At 70.4% G+C, this 19,350-nt stretch carries 23 protein-coding genes; 16 read left to right on the forward strand and 7 right to left on the reverse strand.

Translation table 11 applies throughout. The features are described from left to right. Window positions 1–122: 122 nt before the first annotated feature. From AAFN86_RS17035 to AAFN86_RS17045, 3 genes are all read left to right on the forward strand, one after another. A complete protein-coding gene (locus AAFN86_RS17035) occupies window positions 123–731 on the forward strand; it encodes a DUF938 domain-containing protein (RefSeq protein ID WP_347544561.1) in 609 nt (202 codons plus the stop codon). A gap of 70 nt (window positions 732–801) precedes the next feature. Beyond that, entirely contained in the window at window positions 802–2,628 is a 1,827-nt protein-coding gene (locus AAFN86_RS17040; protein ID WP_347544562.1) for a hypothetical protein, read from the forward strand. Between the two features lie 38 nt (window positions 2,629–2,666). After that, window positions 2,667–3,626, forward strand: coding sequence for a glycosyltransferase family 2 protein (locus AAFN86_RS17045; protein ID WP_347544698.1), 960 nt, complete (start codon window positions 2,667–2,669; stop codon window positions 3,624–3,626). Window positions 3,627–3,906: 280 nt separating this feature from the next. Here AAFN86_RS17045 and AAFN86_RS17050 read toward each other — a convergent pair whose 3' ends face one another. The 4 genes from AAFN86_RS17050 to AAFN86_RS17065 form a co-directional block, all read right to left on the reverse strand. Next, entirely contained in the window at window positions 3,907–5,748 is a 1,842-nt protein-coding gene (locus tag AAFN86_RS17050; protein WP_347544563.1) for an ABC transporter ATP-binding protein/permease, read from the reverse strand. A gap of 83 nt (window positions 5,749–5,831) precedes the next feature. Then, window positions 5,832–5,996, reverse strand: coding sequence for a DUF1328 domain-containing protein (locus tag AAFN86_RS17055; RefSeq protein ID WP_347544564.1), 165 nt, complete (start codon window positions 5,994–5,996; stop codon window positions 5,832–5,834). Between the two features lie 126 nt (window positions 5,997–6,122). Beyond that, entirely contained in the window at window positions 6,123–6,320 is a 198-nt protein-coding gene (locus tag AAFN86_RS17060) for a CsbD family protein (RefSeq protein ID WP_347544565.1), read from the reverse strand. 103 nt (window positions 6,321–6,423) lie between these two features. Then, window positions 6,424–7,143 (reverse strand): PhyR family response regulator anti-anti-sigma factor, encoded by a 720-nt coding sequence (locus AAFN86_RS17065; protein WP_347544566.1) that lies wholly within the window; start codon window positions 7,141–7,143, stop codon window positions 6,424–6,426. 62 nt (window positions 7,144–7,205) lie between these two features. Here AAFN86_RS17065 and AAFN86_RS17070 point away from each other — a divergent pair, with 62 nt between their 5' ends. The 5 genes from AAFN86_RS17070 (at window position 7,206) to AAFN86_RS17090 (ending at window position 10,708) form a co-directional block, all read left to right on the forward strand. Continuing rightward, a complete protein-coding gene (locus AAFN86_RS17070; RefSeq protein WP_347544567.1) occupies window positions 7,206–7,697 on the forward strand; it encodes a sigma-70 family RNA polymerase sigma factor in 492 nt (163 codons plus the stop codon). Between the two features lie 150 nt (window positions 7,698–7,847). After that, the gene (locus AAFN86_RS17075; RefSeq protein WP_347544568.1) at window positions 7,848–8,498 is read left to right on the forward strand and encodes a sigma-70 family RNA polymerase sigma factor; all 651 of its coding nucleotides are present in this window, start codon (window positions 7,848–7,850) and stop codon (window positions 8,496–8,498) included. Window positions 8,499–8,530: 32 nt separating this feature from the next. Further along, a complete protein-coding gene (locus AAFN86_RS17080; RefSeq protein ID WP_347544569.1) occupies window positions 8,531–8,701 on the forward strand; it encodes a hypothetical protein in 171 nt (56 codons plus the stop codon). Between the two features lie 47 nt (window positions 8,702–8,748). Further along, window positions 8,749–10,455 carry a sensor histidine kinase gene (locus AAFN86_RS17085; protein ID WP_347544570.1) on the forward strand — a complete coding sequence of 569 codons (1,707 nt, stop codon included), beginning with the start codon at window positions 8,749–8,751 and terminating at the stop codon, window positions 10,453–10,455. Window positions 10,456–10,516: 61 nt separating this feature from the next. Beyond that, on the forward strand, window positions 10,517–10,708 hold the full coding sequence (locus tag AAFN86_RS17090; protein WP_347544571.1) for a hypothetical protein: 192 nt from the start codon (window positions 10,517–10,519) through the stop codon (window positions 10,706–10,708). A gap of 195 nt (window positions 10,709–10,903) precedes the next feature. On the opposite strand, the gene AAFN86_RS17095 is transcribed toward AAFN86_RS17090, so the two are convergent. Continuing rightward, a complete protein-coding gene (locus AAFN86_RS17095) occupies window positions 10,904–12,646 on the reverse strand; it encodes an AI-2E family transporter (protein WP_347544572.1) in 1,743 nt (580 codons plus the stop codon). Window positions 12,647–12,766: 120 nt separating this feature from the next. Here AAFN86_RS17095 and AAFN86_RS17100 point away from each other — a divergent pair, with 120 nt between their 5' ends. Beyond that, entirely contained in the window at window positions 12,767–13,054 is a 288-nt protein-coding gene (locus AAFN86_RS17100) for a hypothetical protein (protein ID WP_347544573.1), read from the forward strand. Window positions 13,055–13,059: 5 nt separating this feature from the next. Continuing rightward, a complete protein-coding gene (locus AAFN86_RS17105; RefSeq protein WP_347544574.1) occupies window positions 13,060–13,485 on the forward strand; it encodes a hypothetical protein in 426 nt (141 codons plus the stop codon). Between the two features lie 200 nt (window positions 13,486–13,685). On the opposite strand, the gene AAFN86_RS17110 is transcribed toward AAFN86_RS17105, so the two are convergent. After that, window positions 13,686–13,853: a hypothetical protein gene (locus AAFN86_RS17110; protein WP_347544575.1), complete on the reverse strand. Its 168-nt coding sequence runs from the start codon at window positions 13,851–13,853 to the stop codon at window positions 13,686–13,688. A gap of 175 nt (window positions 13,854–14,028) precedes the next feature. Here AAFN86_RS17110 and AAFN86_RS17115 point away from each other — a divergent pair, with 175 nt between their 5' ends. Continuing rightward, a complete protein-coding gene (locus AAFN86_RS17115; RefSeq protein ID WP_347544576.1) occupies window positions 14,029–14,676 on the forward strand; it encodes a PRC-barrel domain-containing protein in 648 nt (215 codons plus the stop codon). Window positions 14,677–14,999: 323 nt separating this feature from the next. On the opposite strand, the gene AAFN86_RS17120 is transcribed toward AAFN86_RS17115, so the two are convergent. Next, window positions 15,000–15,221: a YMGG-like glycine zipper-containing protein gene (locus tag AAFN86_RS17120; protein WP_347544577.1), complete on the reverse strand. Its 222-nt coding sequence runs from the start codon at window positions 15,219–15,221 to the stop codon at window positions 15,000–15,002. Window positions 15,222–15,368: 147 nt separating this feature from the next. Between AAFN86_RS17120 and AAFN86_RS17125 the strand changes: the two genes are divergently transcribed. The 5 genes from AAFN86_RS17125 to AAFN86_RS17145 all read left to right on the forward strand — a co-directional run bounded on the left by AAFN86_RS17125 (window position 15,369) and on the right by AAFN86_RS17145 (window position 19,280). Further along, window positions 15,369–15,974 carry a DUF4412 domain-containing protein gene (locus AAFN86_RS17125; RefSeq protein ID WP_347544578.1) on the forward strand — a complete coding sequence of 202 codons (606 nt, stop codon included), beginning with the start codon at window positions 15,369–15,371 and terminating at the stop codon, window positions 15,972–15,974. Between the two features lie 43 nt (window positions 15,975–16,017). Further along, entirely contained in the window at window positions 16,018–16,686 is a 669-nt protein-coding gene (locus AAFN86_RS17130; protein WP_347544579.1) for an outer membrane lipoprotein carrier protein LolA, read from the forward strand. A 287-nt stretch (window positions 16,687–16,973) separates the two neighbouring features. Then, window positions 16,974–17,774, forward strand: coding sequence for a gamma-glutamyl-gamma-aminobutyrate hydrolase family protein (locus tag AAFN86_RS17135; RefSeq protein WP_347544580.1), 801 nt, complete (start codon window positions 16,974–16,976; stop codon window positions 17,772–17,774). Window positions 17,775–18,137: 363 nt separating this feature from the next. Beyond that, window positions 18,138–18,821 (forward strand): fumarylacetoacetate hydrolase family protein, encoded by a 684-nt coding sequence (locus AAFN86_RS17140; RefSeq protein ID WP_408906610.1) that lies wholly within the window; start codon window positions 18,138–18,140, stop codon window positions 18,819–18,821. Between the two features lie 6 nt (window positions 18,822–18,827). Then, a complete protein-coding gene (locus AAFN86_RS17145) occupies window positions 18,828–19,280 on the forward strand; it encodes a hypothetical protein (protein ID WP_347544582.1) in 453 nt (150 codons plus the stop codon). The last annotated feature ends 70 nt before the right edge of the window (window positions 19,281–19,350 follow it).

Raw genomic sequence — 19,350 nt, forward strand, 5'->3', positions numbered from 1 at the left:
CGGAGGGACGCCGTCCCTCCGGACCACCCTGCCAGGGGCCGGCGGGCCCCCGGACCACGATTCCTTGGCGCCGGGCCTCGAAGCGCTTGCCAGCACGGCGGCGTCGCGGGATGCCATGCGTCATGACCAGCCCCGACCCGCGCCGCTTCGCCCCCGCCGCCGCCCGCAACCGCGACGCGATCCTCGACGCGCTGCGCCGTCACCTGCCCGCCACCGGCCTGGTCCTGGAGATCGGAAGCGGGTCCGGCGAGCACGCCATCCACTTCGCTGCCGCCATGCCCAACCTGACCTTCCAACCGAGCGACCCCGACCCCGATGCGCGCGCCAGCATCGACGCCTGGACCGCCGAATCCGGCCTGGCCAACATTCGCCCGGCGCTCGCGCTCGATGCCGCGGCGCCGGCATGGCCCCTGGCCACCGCCGATGCGGTGGTCTGCATCAACATGATCCACATCGCGCCATGGGCGGCCACCGAGGGGCTGATGCGCGGCGCGGCGGCGATCCTGCCGCCCGGCGCGCCGCTGATCCTCTACGGCCCCTACCGCCAGGGCGGGGCGCATACCGCGCCGTCCAACGCCGCCTTCGATGCCGACCTGCGGGCCCGCGATCCAGCCTGGGGCGTGCGCGACCTCGAGGCGGTCGCCGCCCTCGCCGGTTCGCGCGGCTTCGGTCCGCCGACGGTCACGGCCATGCCGGCGAACAACCTGACCGTCGTCTTCCGTCGCGCGTGACCATGGACATGCCGGCCGGATCCCGCTTCGCCATGCCATGCTGACGCCCGGGTCCACGCCGGCAGGCCGGATGGCAGGCGCGACACGGCTGCTGGCCGTTCAATCGGGCCTGCCGGTTCTCGCCCTGCTGATGCTTGCCTGCGGCGTCGCCTCGATGGTGATGGGCGCGGATCGCGGCTGGGATGCGCAGAACTACCATGTCTATGCGCCCTGGCGGCTGTTCGTGGACCGGCCATTCGACCTGCTGCCGGCAGGCATGCAGGGCTTCCACAACCCGCTGCCCGATATTCCCTTCGGCTGGCTGCTGTGGCGGCTGAATGACTGGCCGCGCCTGATCGCCTTCCTGATGGGGCTGCCGGCCGGCGCCGTGCTGTGGGTCGCCTGGCGCTGCGCACGGCACATGCTGGCGGGCGCACCGGCGGCGGAGTGGCTGGCCGTGCTGGCGGCGGTCGGCACCGCGGGCGGGGCGGTGTTCCGCAGCCAGGTCGGCACGACCTCGGGCGATGTGGTCACAGGCGGGCTGGTGCTGCTGGGCGTGCTGGCGCTGCTGCGGCCGGCCGTGGGGCATCCGTGGCGGGCGGCGGCGTTGGCTGGGCTCGCCTGCGGGGCGGCGATCGGGCTGAAACTGACCAACGCGCCCTTCGCGCCGGCGATCGCGGTGATGGTCGCGGCGCGCCTCGGCCTGGACCGCCGGCTGCCGGCCGCGCTGCTGGCCTGCGCGCTGGGCGGGCTGGCCGGCATGGTCGCGACGGGCGGCTGGTGGGCGGCGCATCTGGCTGCGGCGACCGGCAACCCGCTGTTCCCGTATTTCAACGAGCTGTTCGACACCGGGGAGGGCATTCCCCGCGCGGGTCGAGACCTGCAATTCATGCCCGCCACGCTGACCGAGGCGCTGATCCGCCCCTTCCTCTGGGCCGTGTCGGACATCCCTCGCGTCACCGAGGAACGCATGCGCGACCCGCGCCTCGCCGCCGGGCTGCTGGCGGCGCTGGCGCTGCCCTTCCTGCGCGGCGCCCCGGCGCGGCGCGGCGCGCTGCCCGTCGCAGCCTTCCTGCTGGCGGGCTATGCGCTGTGGCTGCCGATCTTCTCGATCTACCGCTACGCCTTCGTGCTGGAGGCGCTGGCACCCGCCCTGCTGATCGCGGCGCTGACCGCCCTGTCGGCGCGCGCCGCGCTTGCCGCCGCCGCGGTCGCCGTGATGGTCGCCTTCCCGCTGACCAAGCCGGTACCGGCGCTGCGCGCCCCGCTCGGCGATCTCTACCTGGCGGTGGATTGGCCGGCGCTCGCCCCTGGCGCCACGGTGCTCGGCACGGCCAAGCCGACGGCCTTCCTCGCCATCGGCCTGCCGCCGGAGGTCCCGCTGTGGAGCCTGACGGGCATTGCCGAGGTCGGCGGGCCGCGCGACCGCGCCGCCCTCGCCGCGCTGCGCGACGGGGCGGCGCCGCTCTATGCCGTCGCGCCGGGCGATGGGCAGGGGTTCGGCCTGCTTGCCTCGCATGGCCTGTCGCCGGTGACGGAAGGCTGCCGGCGCATCTGTACCAACTGGTCGCCCGCCGGCGCCGGCCCTCTGGTCTGCCCGCTGGCGCGTGATGGACGTGCCGATTCGCCGCCACCGCTGCGCCATGCCGGGCCGACGCGTCGGCTGTGCGAGGCGGCCGGCCGCGGATTGGTCAGCGCCGGCCGTCGCGGCCTGCGCGTGGACGGGGCGGCACTTCTTGATTTCGGCGCAGGCTGCCGGGTTGGCGAGGTGCTCGCACCCGGCGCCGAAAGGCTTGACGCCACCCCCGCGGCCGAGCCGCAGCAGGGCGGCCGTTTCCGCTTTGTCCTTCCTGCCGACGGCCTTGTTGGCCTTCGCGGAGACGTGGTGCTGGCCGAGGCGCGCTGTATCGGGCAGTGATGCAACGACGAATCGGCGGGCATCACGGCATGGCGGCAATGGAACATCCGGTTGGGGCGGCGGCGCGGCGACGGGTTGCCGTGCTGATCCCTTGCTACAACGAGGAAATCGCGGTCCCGCGCGTGGTTGCCGCCTTCCGCGAGGCGCTGCCGGACGCCGTGGTCTACGTCTACGACAACAATTCGAAGGACCGCACGCGGGAGGTCGCGGCTGAAGCCGGCGCCGTGGTCCGCACCGAGTCGCTGCAGGGCAAGGGCAATGTCGTGCGGCGGATGTTCGCCGACATCGAGGCCGACGCCTATGTCCTGGTCGATGGCGACGACACCTACGAGGTTGCCGCGGCGCCCGAGATGGTGCGCCTGCTGCTGGCCGACCAGCTCGACATGGTGACCGCCGTGCGTGTCACCGAAGCCGATGCCGGCCATGCCTATCGCCCCGGCCACCGCCTCGGCAATCGCGTGCTGACGGGGATGGTGCGGCGCATCTTCGGCGACCGGATCACCGACATGCTGTCGGGCTACCGCGTCTTCTCCCGCCGCTTCGTGAAGTCCTTCCCTGCCCTCGCCTCGGGCTTCGAGACGGAGACGGAATTCACCGTCCATGCGCTGGAACTGCGCCTGCCGCTGGGCGAAGTGCGCACGCGCTACAAGGAACGGCCGGTGGGGTCGGTCAGCAAGCTGAACACCTGGCGCGACGGCATCCGCATCCTGCGCACCATCCTGCTGCTGGTGCAGCGGGAACGTCCGCTCGCCTTCTTCGCCGGCAGCGGCGCGGCCATGCTGGCGCTGGCATTGCTCCTCGCGGTGCCGCTGTTCGCGACCTATGTCGAGACCGGCCTGGTGCCGCGGCTGCCGACCGCGCTGCTGGCGACCGGATTGGCCATTCTGTCCGCGTTGTCGGTGGCATGTGGCCTGATCCTCGACACGGTATCGCGCGGCAGGCTGGAAGCGCGGCTCCTGGCCTACCTGTCGATCCCGGCCCCCGGGAACGACGCATGATGCCAACGGCCGAATTCTTCGCCCGTTGGCATCGGCTTCGGCCTGCCCCCAGACGCTGGACTACCGGCGGGCCGCCTTCGCGGTCTCGGCACGAATCAATGACTCGTGCTGTTGGCAGAAGGCCGCCGCCAGACACGAAGATCGCCCTTGCACGGCACTGACCGACCGGCTGCACGACCGTCCGCAATGCTGTTCGCCAGGTATCGGTTTCCAAAAGCCCACCGGCCTCTGGTGGAGTGCTCCAAAGGGGCGACGCCCCTCCCATTCCGCGCTCCGTTGTTCAGACTGACACGCGCCCGCCGAGGAAGCGCTGCCGCCGCCGCTTCGTCCTCTCGCTGACGATGCGCGGCGCCGCGCGGCGGAAGCGGGCGCCGCCCTCGCGCTTTTCCAACGTCAGCGTGCGGGTGTGGAACGCTTCGAGACCCGGGCGGTGGCCGATCGAGATGATCGCCGCATCGGGCAGCGATTCGGTCAGCAGCGTCATCATCGCGTCCTGGTTCGGCTCGTCGAGTGCCGCGGTCGCCTCGTCGAGGAAGATCCACCTCGGCTTCTGCAGCAGCAGCCGCGCCATCGCCAGGCGCTGCTGTTCGCCCAGCGACAGCACGCGGTCCCAGCGCTGTTCCTCGTCCAGCCGCTCGGCGAGTTCGCCAAGCCCGACCAGTTCCAGCGCCTCGACCTGCGTCACCTTCTCGAAGGATTCGGCCGGCGCCGGATAGCACAGCGTGCCGGACAGCGTGCCGAGCGGCAGGTAGGGACGCTGCGGCAGGAAGGCCATAGCATCGCGCGGCGGGATCACGATTCGCCCGCCGCCCCAGGGCCATAGCCCGCCGATGGCGCGGAACATGGTGGATTTGCCGGTGCCTGATTCACCCTTGATGAGCACGCGCTCACCCGGCTCGATCACCGCGGAAGCGCCGGCGATCACCGTGGTGCCGTCGGCGAAGGCGATCTCCAGCTCATCGAGCTCGAGCCGCTCCGGCTCGCCCTCGGCGATCTCCTCCATGACGATGGTCGGCTGGGACGGATCGGCGGCGAGCGCCTCGAGGTCGTCCAGCGCGTCCTGGAAGGCAACCAGGCGGGAGACGGCGCTGCGCCACTCGGCGATGTTGGGGAAGCGGTCGACGAACCAGTTCAGCGCCGCCTGCACTTGGCCGAAGGCCGCGCCCACCTGCATCAGCACACCCAACGACATCGCCCCCGCGAAATAGGCGGGCGAGGCGACCACGGTGGGAAAGATCATCGCCAGCGTGCCGTAGGCGCTGGTCAGCCACATCAGGTTGCGCTGGCTGCGCATCAGGTCCCGCCAGGCGCCGCGCACCTGCCCGAACAGGCGGTCGATTCCGCGCCGTTCATCCGCCTCGCCACGGATCAGCGCGATGCTCTCGCCGCTCTCGCGCGCGCGGGTCAGGCCGAAGCGGAAATCGGCCTCGGCGGTGGTGCGGCGCACCTGGATGCGCACCATCGGCCGCCCGACGAGCCAGGTCAGCCCGGACCCGACGCCGGCATAGAGCACCGCCGCCCAGACCATGTAGCCGGGGATGTGCATGTTCATGCCGCCCAGCACGATGTCGAGCGGGCCGGACAGCGACCACAGGATGCCGACAAAGGCGACCAGCATGCTGACCGACACCAGGATGCCGAGCAGGAAGTCGATCGAGAGGTCGGCGGCGATGCGCACATCCTCGGAGATGCGCTGGTCGGGATTGTCGGCCTCGGCCGCCCCGGCCTCGAGCTGGTACTGCCGGCTGTCGTGCAGCCAAGCGTCGGTCAGCCGGCGCGTCAGCCATTCCCGCCACGCAAGCTGCAGCAGCTGCTTGAGATAGAGTTGATAGACCGCGGCCGCCATGGACAGGCCGGCCAGCACCAGGAAGACCATAATCTGGTACTGGAAGGCCTCGCCATTGCGCTTGTCGAGCGCATCGAAGAAGTCGCGGTTCCAGGTGTTGAACCGGATCTGGACCAGCACCTGTGCCAGCGTCATGGCGACGACGCCGGCGATCAGCCATCGGGCGTTGCCGCGATCCGGCGCGACGAGCCAGGCGCGCACCCACCGCCAGAAGCCGCGAAGGTCCGAGGTGCCGGGCTGGCCTTCCGGTGCCTCGGCGGTGGTCTCGTCTGCCATGCATCACCACTGTTGGAAGCCGGAATGCTGGCGGCAGACCCCGCGCCCCGGCCGAGGCGCGGTGCCGTTTCAGGAGCGCCCGGTCAGCCTGCGAAGCTGCGCCCTGCGATCAGCGAGACCAGGAACAGGACCAGGAAGACCACGAACAGCACCTTCGCGATGCCGCTGGCGGCGGACGCGATGCCGCCGAAGCCGAGCACACCGGCGACGATGGCGACGACCAGGAAGATCAGGGTCCAATAGAGCATGGTGTCTCTCCACTTGCGTTCGTGGCAGATCAACGCGGAGGCACCATTGCCGGTTGCACGAAAAAGCGAAACGCCGCCGGGTTGCCCCGGCGGCGTCCATCATGTCTGAAGGCTCGGCGCCTCAGGTCACATCCTGCGTTCCCAGGCCGCGACCTCTGCCTCGGCCTTGTCCTTGGCGATGCCGTAGCGTTCCTGCACCCGGCCGACGAGCTGGTCGCGCTTGCCCTCGATGACCGTCAGATCGTCGTCGGTCAGCTTGCCCCATTGCTCCTTCGCCTTGCCCATCAGTTGCTTCCAGTTGCCGGCGATGGTGTCGCTGTTCATGGCGTTCTCCTGCATGCCGGCCGCCGGGGTGGCGGCCTCGATGGGGGAACGGCGGGGCCTGCGGCCGGTTGCCACCGATCGCCGCAGCGTGATGGCGCGCGCCTCAGGCCACCGGCACGCGGCCGCCATTCACGGCCTGGTAGGTCGCGATGGCCAGCGCAAGCGGCTCGAACGGCTTGCTGATGATGAAGGCGGGCTCGACGCCCTCGGCCGTCAGCAACCGTTCGGGATAGGCGGTGACGAAGATGACCGGCACCGTCATGGCCTGCTGGATCCGCGCCACCGCGTTGCTGCCGTCGCCGCCGCGGCCGAGGTTGATGTCGGCGAGAATCAGGCCGGGCCGCTTTTCCATCGCCAGGCGCAGCGCCGCCGCCTCGCTCGCGGCAACGCCGACGACGCGATGCCCGCACGTCTCGACCAGGCGCTTGAGGTCGAGTGCGATGATCGGCTCGTCCTCGATGACCAGGATGTCGGTCGCCGCGGTCGCCCGCAACGCGGCGCGACCGCGCTCGAGTTCCGCCTCGGCCTCCGCGCGGTCGATGTCGAGGATGACGGCGGCGTCCTCGACCGTCAGGTCCTCGAGCGCGGTCAGCAGCAGCAGGTTGCGTTGCAGCGGATCCGGCCCCGTGGAGGATTGCGTGGATGTTGCCGTGCGGGCGACCGCCGCATACAGCGCGAGACGCGGCGCCACGTCGGGCAGCGGCGCGGACAGCGCCGCCGCGACCAGCGCATCGCCGCTGTCACGCGCCCCGGTCAGCGCGCGCGCATATCGCCGCACATAGGGAAGCGCGCGAAGCAACTCCGACGGATGGATCGCGTTCATCTTGGCACCTTCTGGAACAGGCCTATGGTCATGGAGATGGTAGACGCGCACCGGCACGGCGCATGAAACAGCACTGCGAGGGATATCGCGAGGCCATCGTCGCGCTCGTCCCGCAGTTGCGGGCCTTCGCCCGGTTCCTGGCGCGCGATGTCGCCCGTGCCGACGACCTCGTGCAGGACACGATGCTGCGCGCGCTGGAACGACAGGACGCCTGGGCGGAGGGCACCGATCTGCGGGCGTGGACCTTCCGTCTGCTGCGCAACCTGTTCGTTGACCAGCAGCGGCGCAAGCGGGTCGAGCAACGCAGCCTGGCGACCCTGCCACCGCCCGAGGTGGCGGCGCCCGTGCAGGCCGGCCGCGATGCACTGCACGACCTGCAGGCCGCCATGGCAACCCTGCCGCCCAGCCAGCGGGAGGCTTTGATCCTGGTGGCGGCGATGGAGCTGGACATCGCCACGGCGGCCGCGATCGCCGGCGTGCCCGAGGGGACGGTGAAGGCGCGCGTGTCCCGCGCGCGCGCCACCCTGGCGCGCGATTTCGTCGCGCGTTCGTAGGCCCGGCGCCGGCTCGGACATGTCAGACGACCGCATGACGAGGACAACGCAGCGAAGAGCGCGACGGTTGCATGCGCGCTGCCCGGCAGATATCACGATTTTGTGATACTAACCATGCAACCGTCCTGTCGCGCGAAGCGTTTGTCCGGCATGAGCATCGACCTCGACACCTCCGACCAGGCTTCCGTCGCGAGCGACCGCGGCCTGTCCTTCCATGACGCGCTGGTCGCGTTGCTCCCGAAACTGCGTGTGCAGGCCCTGTCCCTGACGCGCAACCGCTCGGATGCCGACGATCTCGTCCAGGCCGCGGTCACCAATGCGCTCGCCGCCCAGGCGAGTTTCACCCCCGGCACGAATTTCGGCGCCTGGATGTACCGCATCCTGCGCAATCGCTTCATCTCGGACCGCCGGCGCCTGCGCGACACCATGGACATGGACGACGCTCCGGCCGAGGCCTTCGCCCGGCCGGCCAGCCAGGAAGACAGCCTCGCACTGGGTGAACTACGCGCCGAGATGGCCAAGCTGCCGGCCGACCAGCGGATGGCGCTGGTGATGGTGACGGTGCAGGGCATGTCTTACGAGGACGTCGCGGCGGCCATGAATTGCGCTGTCGGCACGGCAAAGTGCCGCGTGTTCCGGGCGCGCTGCACGCTTGAAGCGCGCCTTCTGGGCCGCGACGATAACGGTCGGGCCGCCAAGCGGCGTCGTGGCGCTGGCGCTTCGGTGCCTGCCCCGCGTAGTGTCGCGCGTGATGTGAGGCACGCCGACACGGCGACCCCGGTGGTTTGGCATGGGATGTGATGGGCCAGCCTGACGACGAAAGGAAGGACAAGGTGGACGGCAGGACCGGCGCCGCGCGTGGTCGCGGCGCCAAGAAGGCCGTTCCCGACGCTGCCTTCGACATCTGGCTGCGGCGCGGCCTGCACCAGATGTTCGATGATGTGGCGCGGGAACCTATCCCGCCGGAACTGCTCCAGCTGATCGAGCGGGACCGCCGGAAGTGACCGGCGGCGGCGAACAGCCGCCCCGACCCAGCCGCGTTTGGACGCAGGTGTTCGGGGGTGTCCGGGGGCGGCTTCTTGCGCTGGTGGCGGCGGCCACCATCCCGATCGCCGGCATCGCGACAAGCAATGCATGGTCCGCCTTCCGCACCGCCGGCGCCAGCGGCCTGCGCGACGCGGTCATCCTTCGGGAGGTCGCGGCGGCGCGCCACGGTGCCGCGGTGGATGGGTTGCGGGAACTCCTGACGAATCTCGCCAATCGGCCGCAATTGCTCGAACTGCCGCCCGAGGCCTGCGATAGCGAGCTCGCCGAGGTGCGCGCCCTCGCCCCGGATCGCTATTCGAACTTCTGGATCCTGGACGGCCATGGGACGCTGCTGTGCAGCGGGTTGCCCGCACCGCGCGGCGGCGACTACGCCTCGCTCGACTATGTCCGCGACATCCAGGCCAGCCGGCAATTCGTGGTCGGCCAGTTCACCATAGGCATGATCAGCGAACGCGCCGTATTGCCGGGCGCGGCACCGATCCTGGATGCCGAAGGGCGGCTGCGGGCGATCGTCGGCGGCAGCCTCTACCTCGACTTCTTCCTGCGCGGCGATCGCGCCCCGACCCTTTCGGGGGAACACGATGTCTGGCTGCTCGATGCCGATGGCTCGATGCTGCCGCTCGGTTCCGCCCGCGCCCGATCGCTTCCCCCCCCGGCCGATTTGGCCCGCATGCTCGCCTCGCCCGAGATGTCGCTGCTCGGCAACGCGCGCGACGGGACGCTGCATGCCTGGTCGATCGTGACACTCGACCCCGGGCTGCGGCTGCTGGCCGGCGTCGCGATGCAGCAGATGCAGCAGGCGGCCTGGAGCGTCTTCGCGCAGCGCCTGCTAGAACTGAGCCTGTTCCTGGCCGCCTGCGTCTTCGCGATCCTGGTCGGCGTCGAACTCGGTGTTTCGCGGCCGCTGCGGCGGCTTGCCGCGCGGGTGCGCGACTGGGCGCCGGGCCGCGCCTTCGAACCGGACCCGCACGCCCATGGCCCGCGCGAGGTGCGCGACCTGGACCGCGCGCTGCTGGCCGCCGCCGGCGCGCTGCAGGACCGCGAGGCGGCACTGACCAGCGCGCTGCACCAGCGCGACCTGCTGATGGCCGAGATCCATCATCGCGTGAAGAACAACCTGCAGGTGGTCGCGTCTCTGCTGAGCCTCCAGGCGGACCGGCTGCGCAGCCAGGCCGCGAAGGTCGAGTTCGCGGTGGCGCGCGACCGTGTTCAGGCGCTCGCGACGCTGCACCGCCACCTCTACCTGCACCAGACCTTCGAACGCATCTCGCTGCGCCCCTTCCTCGAGGAATTGTCGCGCCAACTTGGCGATGCCCTGGGCGCCGGACCTGAATCGGGGGTCGACATCGAGATCGACGCCAAGGATGTCGAGATGGGGTCCGACCAGGCCATCTCGCTCGCGCTGCTGCTGACCGAAGCCGTCAGCAACGCCATGCGCCATGGCTTCCCCGACGGGCGCCGGGGACGCATCGCGATTTCCCTGCATGTCGAGGACGACAGCGCCCATCTGGTGGTGGAGGACAATGGGATCGGCATGCGCAACACCCAGCCCAGCGATGATGGCGACGGCCTGGGAATGCGCCTGATCGAGGGCTTCGCGAGCCATCTCGGCGGCATCGCGGAGATTTCGGGTGACGGCGGCACACGCATCTCGGTGCGTTTCCCCCTGCAGCACAGCGAGACGGAGCCGACGCTGCGCGGCGCGGCGTGATCGCACGCAACCGGCGCGGGAGATGGGCGTTGCCGTTTCATCACCCTGTTTCGGAGATCCCATGTCATCCATCATCCGTGCCGCCTGCGCCGCCCTGCTGCTCGCCTTGCCTCTGATCGCCTGTGATGAAGGGCCGGCCGAAACCGCCGGGGAGCGCATCGATCGCGCCGCCCAGAATGTGCGGGACGCCGTCGACCCGCCCAATGGCCCGATCGAGCGCGTCGGCCGCGCCATCGACCGCGCCACCGACTGACACTGGTTGGATAACAATGAAGGCCCGGTCCCGCGCAAGCGGGCCGGGCCTTTCGCCGTTCAGGGGCCGCGTCTTGGACGGGGTCTTGTCGATGCCGCCCCGGCGTGGCCGGACCTCGCCCGGACACCTGCCGAGCCGGCCACGCTTGGCCGGCCTTCGCCGAGGCGGCGCGGGCGCCAGCGCCCGCATGCCCCATCAGGCCGGCGCGGCAACCCCGAATCCCAGCGGAAGGTCGTCCTCGTCGGTGGTCTCGACGCGCGCGACGGGCGCCTGCCCGATCCGCGCCGACATCGCCTCCAGGCTGCGCGTCACCGGCGCTGGCGCGATCACCGGCGCCAGCTGCGTCGCCGCGGCATCTTCCATCGCCAGACCGATCACGCCACGGGCGTCGCGCGGCGCCTCCGCCCGCACACGCCGAAGCCGTGCTGCCGAAACCGGTTGGGACAGGCACAGGATCGCCAGGGTCGCCATCTCGCCATCGGCCGCCGGTCGCCAGCCGCGCAGCCGCGCCATCGCCAACGCGGTGGCGGCGAGGGCTCGGTCCGCCGGACCCGCTGCCGGCACGGCGCGGATGCAGGCGGCTTCCTGCGACACCTCCGTTTCGGCTGCCAGGGCGGCGGCGAGAGTGGCGATGTCGGCCGCCATGTGCCGTGCCGCCGGCGCCGAGAGGGTGCCGGCGGCGCGATCGGCCGCCAGCGCCGCGATGGCCGGCACCACCAGGTCGCGCAGGGCCGCCGGCAGGCCCTCGGCTTCGGCATATTCCTCGGCGATCTGCTGCGCGCCCTCGGCATCCTCGGCCAAGTAGCGCTGGTAGAAGCGCAGCGGCGCCGGCAGCGCCTCGCCATCGCCGAGCAGTATCTCAAGGAAGCCGAAGGCCGGCACATGGCGCCCGAGGATGGCGAGGCAGGCGGTGATCGGCGGTGCCAGCAGCAGCCCGATCGGACCCCACAGCACCGTCCACACCGCCGAGGACACCAGCAGCGCCAAGGGCGAGATGCCCGTCGTCCGCCCATAGAGCAGCGGTTCGAGGACGTGGCTGATCAAGCCGTCCACCAGGACAAACAGCACGATGACCAGCACCGGTTCCGTCCACCCCGCGCCGGTTGCCACAGCGACGACGAAGGGCAGCAGGGCCGCGATCCAGGCGCCGAGGAACGGGATGAAGCGCAGCACGAAGGCCAGCACGCCCCATAGCGGCGCATTGGGCACGCCGATCGCCATCAGGCCGACGCCCATGCCGAGCCCGAAGCCGGCATTGAGCAGCATCTGCATCAGCAGATAGCGGCCGACGCGTTCGGTCGCGTCGGCCATCGCGCGGGTGGTGCGATGGAGATCCTGCATGCCGGCAAGGCGCAGGAAGCGATCGCGCACATCCTCCCGCTGCATCAACAGATAGGCCATCAGCAGCAGCGCCACGGCGAGCGACGCGGCGGGCGCGACCACCAGGCCGGCCATGTCGAGCAGCGTCTCGAGCGTGCCGCCGCCGCTGCCGGGCGCAGCGGCGGCGGCCGCCGGCGCGAAGGTGGTGGCGCCGCCGCCGAGTTCTTCCGCCAGCCGGCGTATCGTGCCGGCGGCGCGATCGAGTACGCCGGAGCCTTCGGACACCGCGCGCAGCTTCGCGCGCAGGTTGGTCTCCCAGTTCGGCAGGTCGGCCGCGAGGGTCAGCACCTGCGAGATGACCAGCAGCATGGTCGCCCCGATCGCCGATAGGCTGAGCAACAGCAGCAGCGTCACCGTCAGCGGCCGTGGCAGGCCCAGGCGCTGCAGCATGCGCGCCAGCGGGATCAGCACGACCGACAGCAGCAGGGCCAGCGCCATCGGGATGAACACGTCGCGCCCCAGATGCAGCGCCGCCAACACCATCAGCGCCGCGATCAGCCACAGCGGATCGGGCCCCGGGGCCGCAGGCCTCGTTGGCAGTTCCGGTTCAGACGGCATCGATGTCTCCCGCATTGCGACGGAAGGGGAACGCGGTTGCACGCCGCGGGGTTTCATCGTCGTGCAACCCAATCCGCGGCACGGCGTTGTGTGTTCGAACTGCTTTGAAGGAGACCGACGATGTCGAATGCTTCCACCCAGGCGGCCGACCTGGCCAGCGACGCGAAGAAGGCAGCGGAGACCGAGATCGCCGCCCTGCGCGCCAAGGTTGAGACGCTGATGAATGACCGCGTCAGCCCCGCCATCGCTGGCATGGCTGAACAGGCGGAGGCCTTCGCCCAGGGCGCCTCGGAGACCGTGCGGCGCCAGACCGACAACTTCGCCGGCACGGTGCGCGCACAGCCCTTCGCGGCGGTCGGTGCGGCGGTGCTGGCGGGCCTCGCCATCGGCCTGCTGATGCGGCGATAATCGCGATGCGCGTCCTTCGGATGCTCGGCGTGGCGGCGCAGGCGGAAGGCATCCGCCTGCGCCGGGAGGTCGGCGGCACCGCCCGCCGTGCCGGATGGATCGCTGGGGCCGCTGCCTTCGGCGTCGCCGCCGTCGCCACCGCGCATATCGCCGTGATCGCCCAGCTGACGCCGCAGCACGGCATCGCCGTCGCGGCCGGAATCGTGGCGTTGGGGGACCTGGCCATTGCCGGCGTGCTGGCGCTGATGGCGCGGCGCCGGGTCGATCCGATCGCTGAGGAGGCGCGGGCGCTGCGGGAGACGATGCTGGCCGCCGTGACGCAGCGCGATCCCGTACGCGACGCGGTGGCGTTGGCGTTGCGCAGCGGGTCCGGCCCTCTCATCGGCGCCATCACCGGCCAGGCCGTCGCATCTTGGATCAAGCGACAATAAGCCACGCGCCGCGACCGGGGGCGGATGGCGCCGGCCCCAGATCAGATGTCGTGCATGATCGTGAGTGTCGCGCGACGCCTTGCGGCGCACCCCGAGCCATGAAGCGCGGGCCCGGACGGTCTCCGCAGCATGGGTGAGAGACCGTCGCTTGAATCGCGGCGGCGGCCGCGCGGCCACCTGGGGCCGCGAGCGGTCGCCATTCAGGCCGGCAGCGCGCCTTCGACCATGGCGGTCAGCCAGCGCCCATGGGTGTCGCGATAGATGACCCACCATGGGTCGCCCGCACGCTCCGGTTCAATGCCGAACCGCGCCAGGCAGCGTCCGTGGGTGGTGCGCACCGGGATCGGCAGGGTGAAGATACGGACCATCGTCGTTCTCCGCTTTCAAGGTGGCCGTGACGAGAACGGACGGGCGAACGGTTCGGTTGCACGCCCTTCGCCCGGTTGCACCGCACTCGCGCCAATGTGAGCAAACCCCTGCCAGTGGCGGACGTTCTCCATTCAACCGGCCGCGAGCCGGGACAACGCCACAGGAGAACCGCCAATGACCAACACTTCCCGCATGCTTCCCGCCGCGCTGGCCGCGGTGATCGCGATGGGCCCGAGCCTTGCTTTCGCGCAGACGCGCGACGGCACGGCCGCAAACCCGCCCTCTGACGCCGTGGGGCGCACGATCGACCGCGCGACCGGCCAGCGCACCATTCCCGATGGCCAGCCAGGCAATCCGCCGTCCACCGCGCTGGGTCGCGCAGCGGACCGCGCGGCCGGCCAGCCCTCCAGCCCGGACGGGACCGGCAACAATCCGCCCGGCACTGCGGTCGGCCGCGCGCTGGAACGTGCCGGCCAGGCGGTGACCTCGGCGACCGGGTCCGCGACGCCGCAGCCGGCCCGCGCCGCCGCCACGCAGGAGGTCCGACCGAGCAGCCGCGCCAGCAAGATTATCGGCGCGAACATCTACAACGATCAGGGCCAGTCGATTGGCGAGGTCGAGGACCTGATCATCCAGCGCGACGGTGCGGCGCCCGTGGCCGTGGTGTCGGTCGGCGGCTTCCTGGGCATGGGCGCGCGTCTGGTGGCGGTGCCGCTTTCCGAACTGCGCTTTGCCGACGACAACGCGCGCTGGACCCTGAATGGTGCCACCAAGGAGAGCCTGCAGGCCCGCCCGGTGGTGAGCTACGCCGCGCGCGGCTGACGCGCGTCGCACCGCAGGACTGGATACGCCGCCCGAGGGATGCACCCTCGGGCGGCGTTGTCGCGTGGTGAACGCGTTGCAGGGTCGCTGCCCGCCGCCAGTCTTGCGGCCACCAAACACCGCCGGCGACACGCCGGCGCCGGCACCGACGGACGGACGAAGACGGGGATTCGGGCGGGTTTGCTCCCGCGACCTTGCCTTCGCGATGCCTGCACGACCAGGTCAACCCCGGCCTTCCGGGCTCCCCCCAGGCACGCGGCCACAAAAAAGGGCGGTGCGCTCCTCGCGCACCGCCCTTGTTCTGGCCGCCAGCGCCGTTGCGGTCAGCGCAGGACGCCTGGTGCCGTCACCGCGCCGCCGACCGCGCCCACCGCGCCGCCGATCAACGCGCCGGTGCCGGCATTGCCGGAAAACGAGCCCACGGCCGCACCCGTGCCGGCGCCGAGCAGGCCGCCGGTGACCGCCCGCTCGCCGGGGGAATTGCCGCAGGCCGCAAGGCCGAGGCCGGCGGCGAGCGCAATGAGAGCAGGAAACTTGCGGATCATGATCAACCTCCTGTCATGTCTGCGGGTGCAACGCGCGTCATCGCGCGGCGTTGCGTGGGCGATTGGAATTTCCGTGCCACGATGCTGCGAAGCCGTTCATCCCCGCGCCACATTCGTCGGGCCACACTCCGCCCAAAGGAGACCACCATGCGCATCACCATTGCCGCAGCCCTGATTGCCGCCTTGCCGATCGCCGCCCAGGCGCAGGACCGCCCGCAGATCTACCCCACGCGGGATGTCGCCGTGACCTATCGCGTCAGCGGCCAGGGCCAGGGCCAGGGTGCCGAGATGACCATGCAATGGCTGGCCGCCCAGCGGCTGATGCGCATGACCATGCCCGGCGGCGTCGGCTACATGGTCGCCGACCACCAGAACCAGCGCGGCTTCATGGTGATGGAAGCGATGCGCACAATCATGGATGTGCCGATGCAGCAGGCCGCCAGCATCCAGCGCGAGATGCAGAACGCCAATTTCACCCGCGGCGGCACCGAGAAGATCGCCGGCAACGACTGCACCGTCTGGCGCTACCAGGGCCAGAGCCAGAGCGGCGAGGCCTGCATCACCGCCGATGGCGTGATGCTGCGCGCACAGGGCAGTTCCCAGGGCCAGCAGGGCCAGATGGAAGCCGTGCGCGTCGCCTACGGCACGCAGGATCCGGCGCAGTTCCAGCGCCCGCAGGGCTACCAGACCATGCAGATGCCGCAGGGCATGCCGCAGGGAATGGGCGTGCCGCGCCAGGCCGCCCCGCGCTGAGAGGGGTTCCAACGATGGGCCCGACGGACCACATGCTGTCGTCATGAACCGTCGCCTGTTGCTGCTCTCCCCCGCCCTGCTCGCCACCCCGGCGCTGGCCCAGCGCGCCCCGGCGCCACCCGCGCCGGGCGCCGCCGCGCTGACCGAAAGGGACCGCGCCGACCTGACGCGTGTCGAAGCCTATCTGAACGCGCTGACGACGTTGCGCGCGCGTTTCCTGCAGATCGCGCAGAATGGCGCCGCGGTCGAGGGCACCGCCTGGATCTCGCGCCCCGGGCGCATGCGCTTCGAGTACGACCCGCCGGAGCCGCTGCTGCTGGTCGCCTATGCCGGCCAGTTCCTGATGTATGACCGGGAGCTTCGCGCGCCGACGACGTTGCTGGTCAGTCAGACCCCCCTGGCGATCCTGCTGCGGCGGGAGGTTCGACTGTCCGGCGATGTGACCGTCACCGGCATCGAGCGGTCCGGAGGGTTCCTGCGGGTGACCATGTACCGCACCAGCGAGCCGAGCGAAGGCCGGCTGACGCTGGTGTTCAACCCCGATCCGATGGAGCTCCGCCAATGGGCGGTGGTCGATCCGCAGCGCCGCGAAACGCGCGTCAGCCTGTTCCGCATCGAAACCGGCCTGCGCATCCCGGACGGGCTGTTCCAGTTCAACGATCCGCGCTTCTTCGAACCCGGCGGCATGGGCGCGCCGCAGAGCGGGGGCTGACACCGCGAACCGGGTCGCGGCGCAGCCGCGCACCGCGGGCGCACAGCGCTACCGCGCCCAGTCCGCCACCCACCCCCCCCCCGCGCACCAGTCCAGGGCGCGAAGGAAAGCCGCGCGGTTGTGTGGCGCCCGCCGCCCGAGGGCACAGAAAAATGCCTACGAAGATCGCTTCGAGCGATCTCCGTAGGCAGCCTTCGCATGGCACGCATGCAACGACGCTCCGTTTTTCACGAAAATTCCACGGAACGCCTTGATCCTGACACCGCATCGCGGGAGTCTGCCTCTCCATGAGACCGTTGATCGGCATCTCCTGTTGCCAGAAACCGTTCGGCATCTTCGGCACGCCGAATCACGCCGCGTCCGACAGCTATATCCGCGTCGTGCGCGGCCCTGCGCGCGGCACGCCCGTGCTGCTGCCCGCCGCCGGGGAGGATCTGTCGGGTGAACTCCTGCCCCATCTCGATGGGCTGATCCTGACCGGTAGCCGTTCGAATGTGTGGCCCGGCCATTATGATGGCCCGGCCCATGCCGACGGCACGCCCGAGGACCATCAGCGCGACGCCACCACCCTGCCGCTGATCCGCGCGGCCATCGACCATGGCGTGCCGCTGCTGGCGATCTGCCGGGGCATGCAGGAACTGAACGTCGCGCTGGGCGGCAGCCTCGACCAGCGCATCCAGGACCTGCCGGGGCGGATGGACCATTCCACGCCGTCCGACCAGCCGATACCGCGCGTTCGCACCGGCAAGGCGCATGGCGTGCGGATCGAAAAGGACGGCGCGCTCGCGCGGATCCTGACGCCGCCGTCGCGCCACGCGGCGCGGCTCGCGGTGAATTCCCTCCATAACCAGGGGGTGCAGCGGCTTGCGCCGCGCCTGGTGGCCGAAGCCTGGGCGCCCGACGGCACGGTGGAAGCCGTGCGGGTCGAGGGTGCGAGCGCCTTCGCCATGGGCGTGCAATGGCACCCGGAATACGATTGGGAACAGGACGCGGACAGCCGCGCGATATTCCTCGCCTTCGGACAGGCCTGTGCAAACCATCGCGCGGCGCGAAACAGTCTGGCGTCCATCGCGCAGGCGGCGGAATAACGATGGCGGAAGGCGCAGGTGACGCGCATCACGCAAGACGTGGCATTTCCCTTTTGCCTTCAACGGCGTGCGGGTCTAGTGTTCATTCACCGGCACCCAATATGCCGGTGGTCGAGAACCGGTTCCCCTGCCGGCTCGCCCGACCATTCCGATCGGAATAAAATACGGCGCCCGGTCACCCCCCTGACCGGGCGCTCTTTTTTGGCCGCCTCGCATTGGGATGCAGTTCGAATACTTGGGCTTCGATCAGCATCTTCATGTAAAATCTTAAGTGACACCCGGCACCCGCGCTGGCTTCCGGCCTGCGGCGACGGCCTGTATAGGTGGCGCTTCCCACCCCTCGATCGGAGCCTTGCCCGCATGGTGTCCTACGTCCTGCCCCCGCCGCCGGTCGCCGCCATCCCCGTCAAGGGCAGCGATGCGATGTTCCCGGTGCGCCGCATTTTCTGCGTCGGCCGCAACTACGCCGAGCATGCGATCGAGATGGGCTCCGACCCGACACGCGAGCCGCCCTTCTATTTCGCGAAGCCCGCCGATGCCGTCGTCATCAACGACGCCGACATGCCGTATCCGACCGTGACCAAATCCCTGCACCATGAGATGGAGCTGGTCGTTGCCATCGGCGTGGGCGGCAAGAACATCGCGGTGGCCGACGCGCTCAAGCATGTCTGGGGCTATTGCTGCGGCCTGGACATGACCCGTCGCGACATCCAGAACGAGGCGAAGAAGACCGGCCGCCCGTGGGACATGGGCAAGGGTTTCGACCAGTCCGCGCCGATGGGCGCGCTGGTGCCAGCGGCCGGGATCGACCCGTCCAAGGGCAAGATCGAGCTGAAGGTGAACGGCAAGGTCACGCAGACCTCCGACCTGTCCAAGCTGATCTGGTCGGTGCCGGAAGTGATCGCGAACCTGTCCGAGCTTGTTGAACTCGCGCCGGGCGACCTGATCATGACCGGCACGCCGGAAGGTGTGGCGGCCGTGGTGCGCGGCGACGTGCTGGAAGGCATCGTCGAGGGCGTCGGCGGGGTGAAGACGAAGATCGTCTGATCGCCCATGGCGGCCGACGACGCGACCCGCCGCGTGACGGGCTTCTGGCGGCAGATCCTATGGCCGTCGGAACCTGGTGCCAGCGTGTTCATCGCCTTTGCCTTTGGCCTCCCGGCGGTGCTGCGCTGGCGCATCGGTGGCGGCTTCGCGCCGGGCGAATTGGTGTGGGCGTTGTATGTCGTTGCCGTCCTGTTGGTAACGGCGGCGATGATCCTCGGTGTGATCGAGGGCGCGCGGTGGCTGGCACTTCGCGTCGCCACCGCCGCCTTTCTTGGCCTGTTCGGCTTCTGGGCCATCTGGATTGGCTGGCGCCTGCTGGCCGGCCCAGCAGCGCCAGGGCTTTCACTGTCGTCGTTGCTCCATGCCGCCATGATGGCTTGCTGGGGCGCCCAGATTGTCGGCTGGTGGGCAACCGAACGCCGCGCTGCAGAGAGTCGAGGCCGGCCCGATGTGGCCTGACCGCTGCCACCGCGAGGTTGTCGTGCGGCCTCGACGCGGGTTGCGCGGCGGGCAATCACCTGCCTTCATG

It is taken from the genome of Roseomonas sp. CAU 1739, assembly GCF_039839775.1.
Taxonomy (GTDB): domain Bacteria; phylum Pseudomonadota; class Alphaproteobacteria; order Acetobacterales; family Acetobacteraceae; genus Neoroseomonas.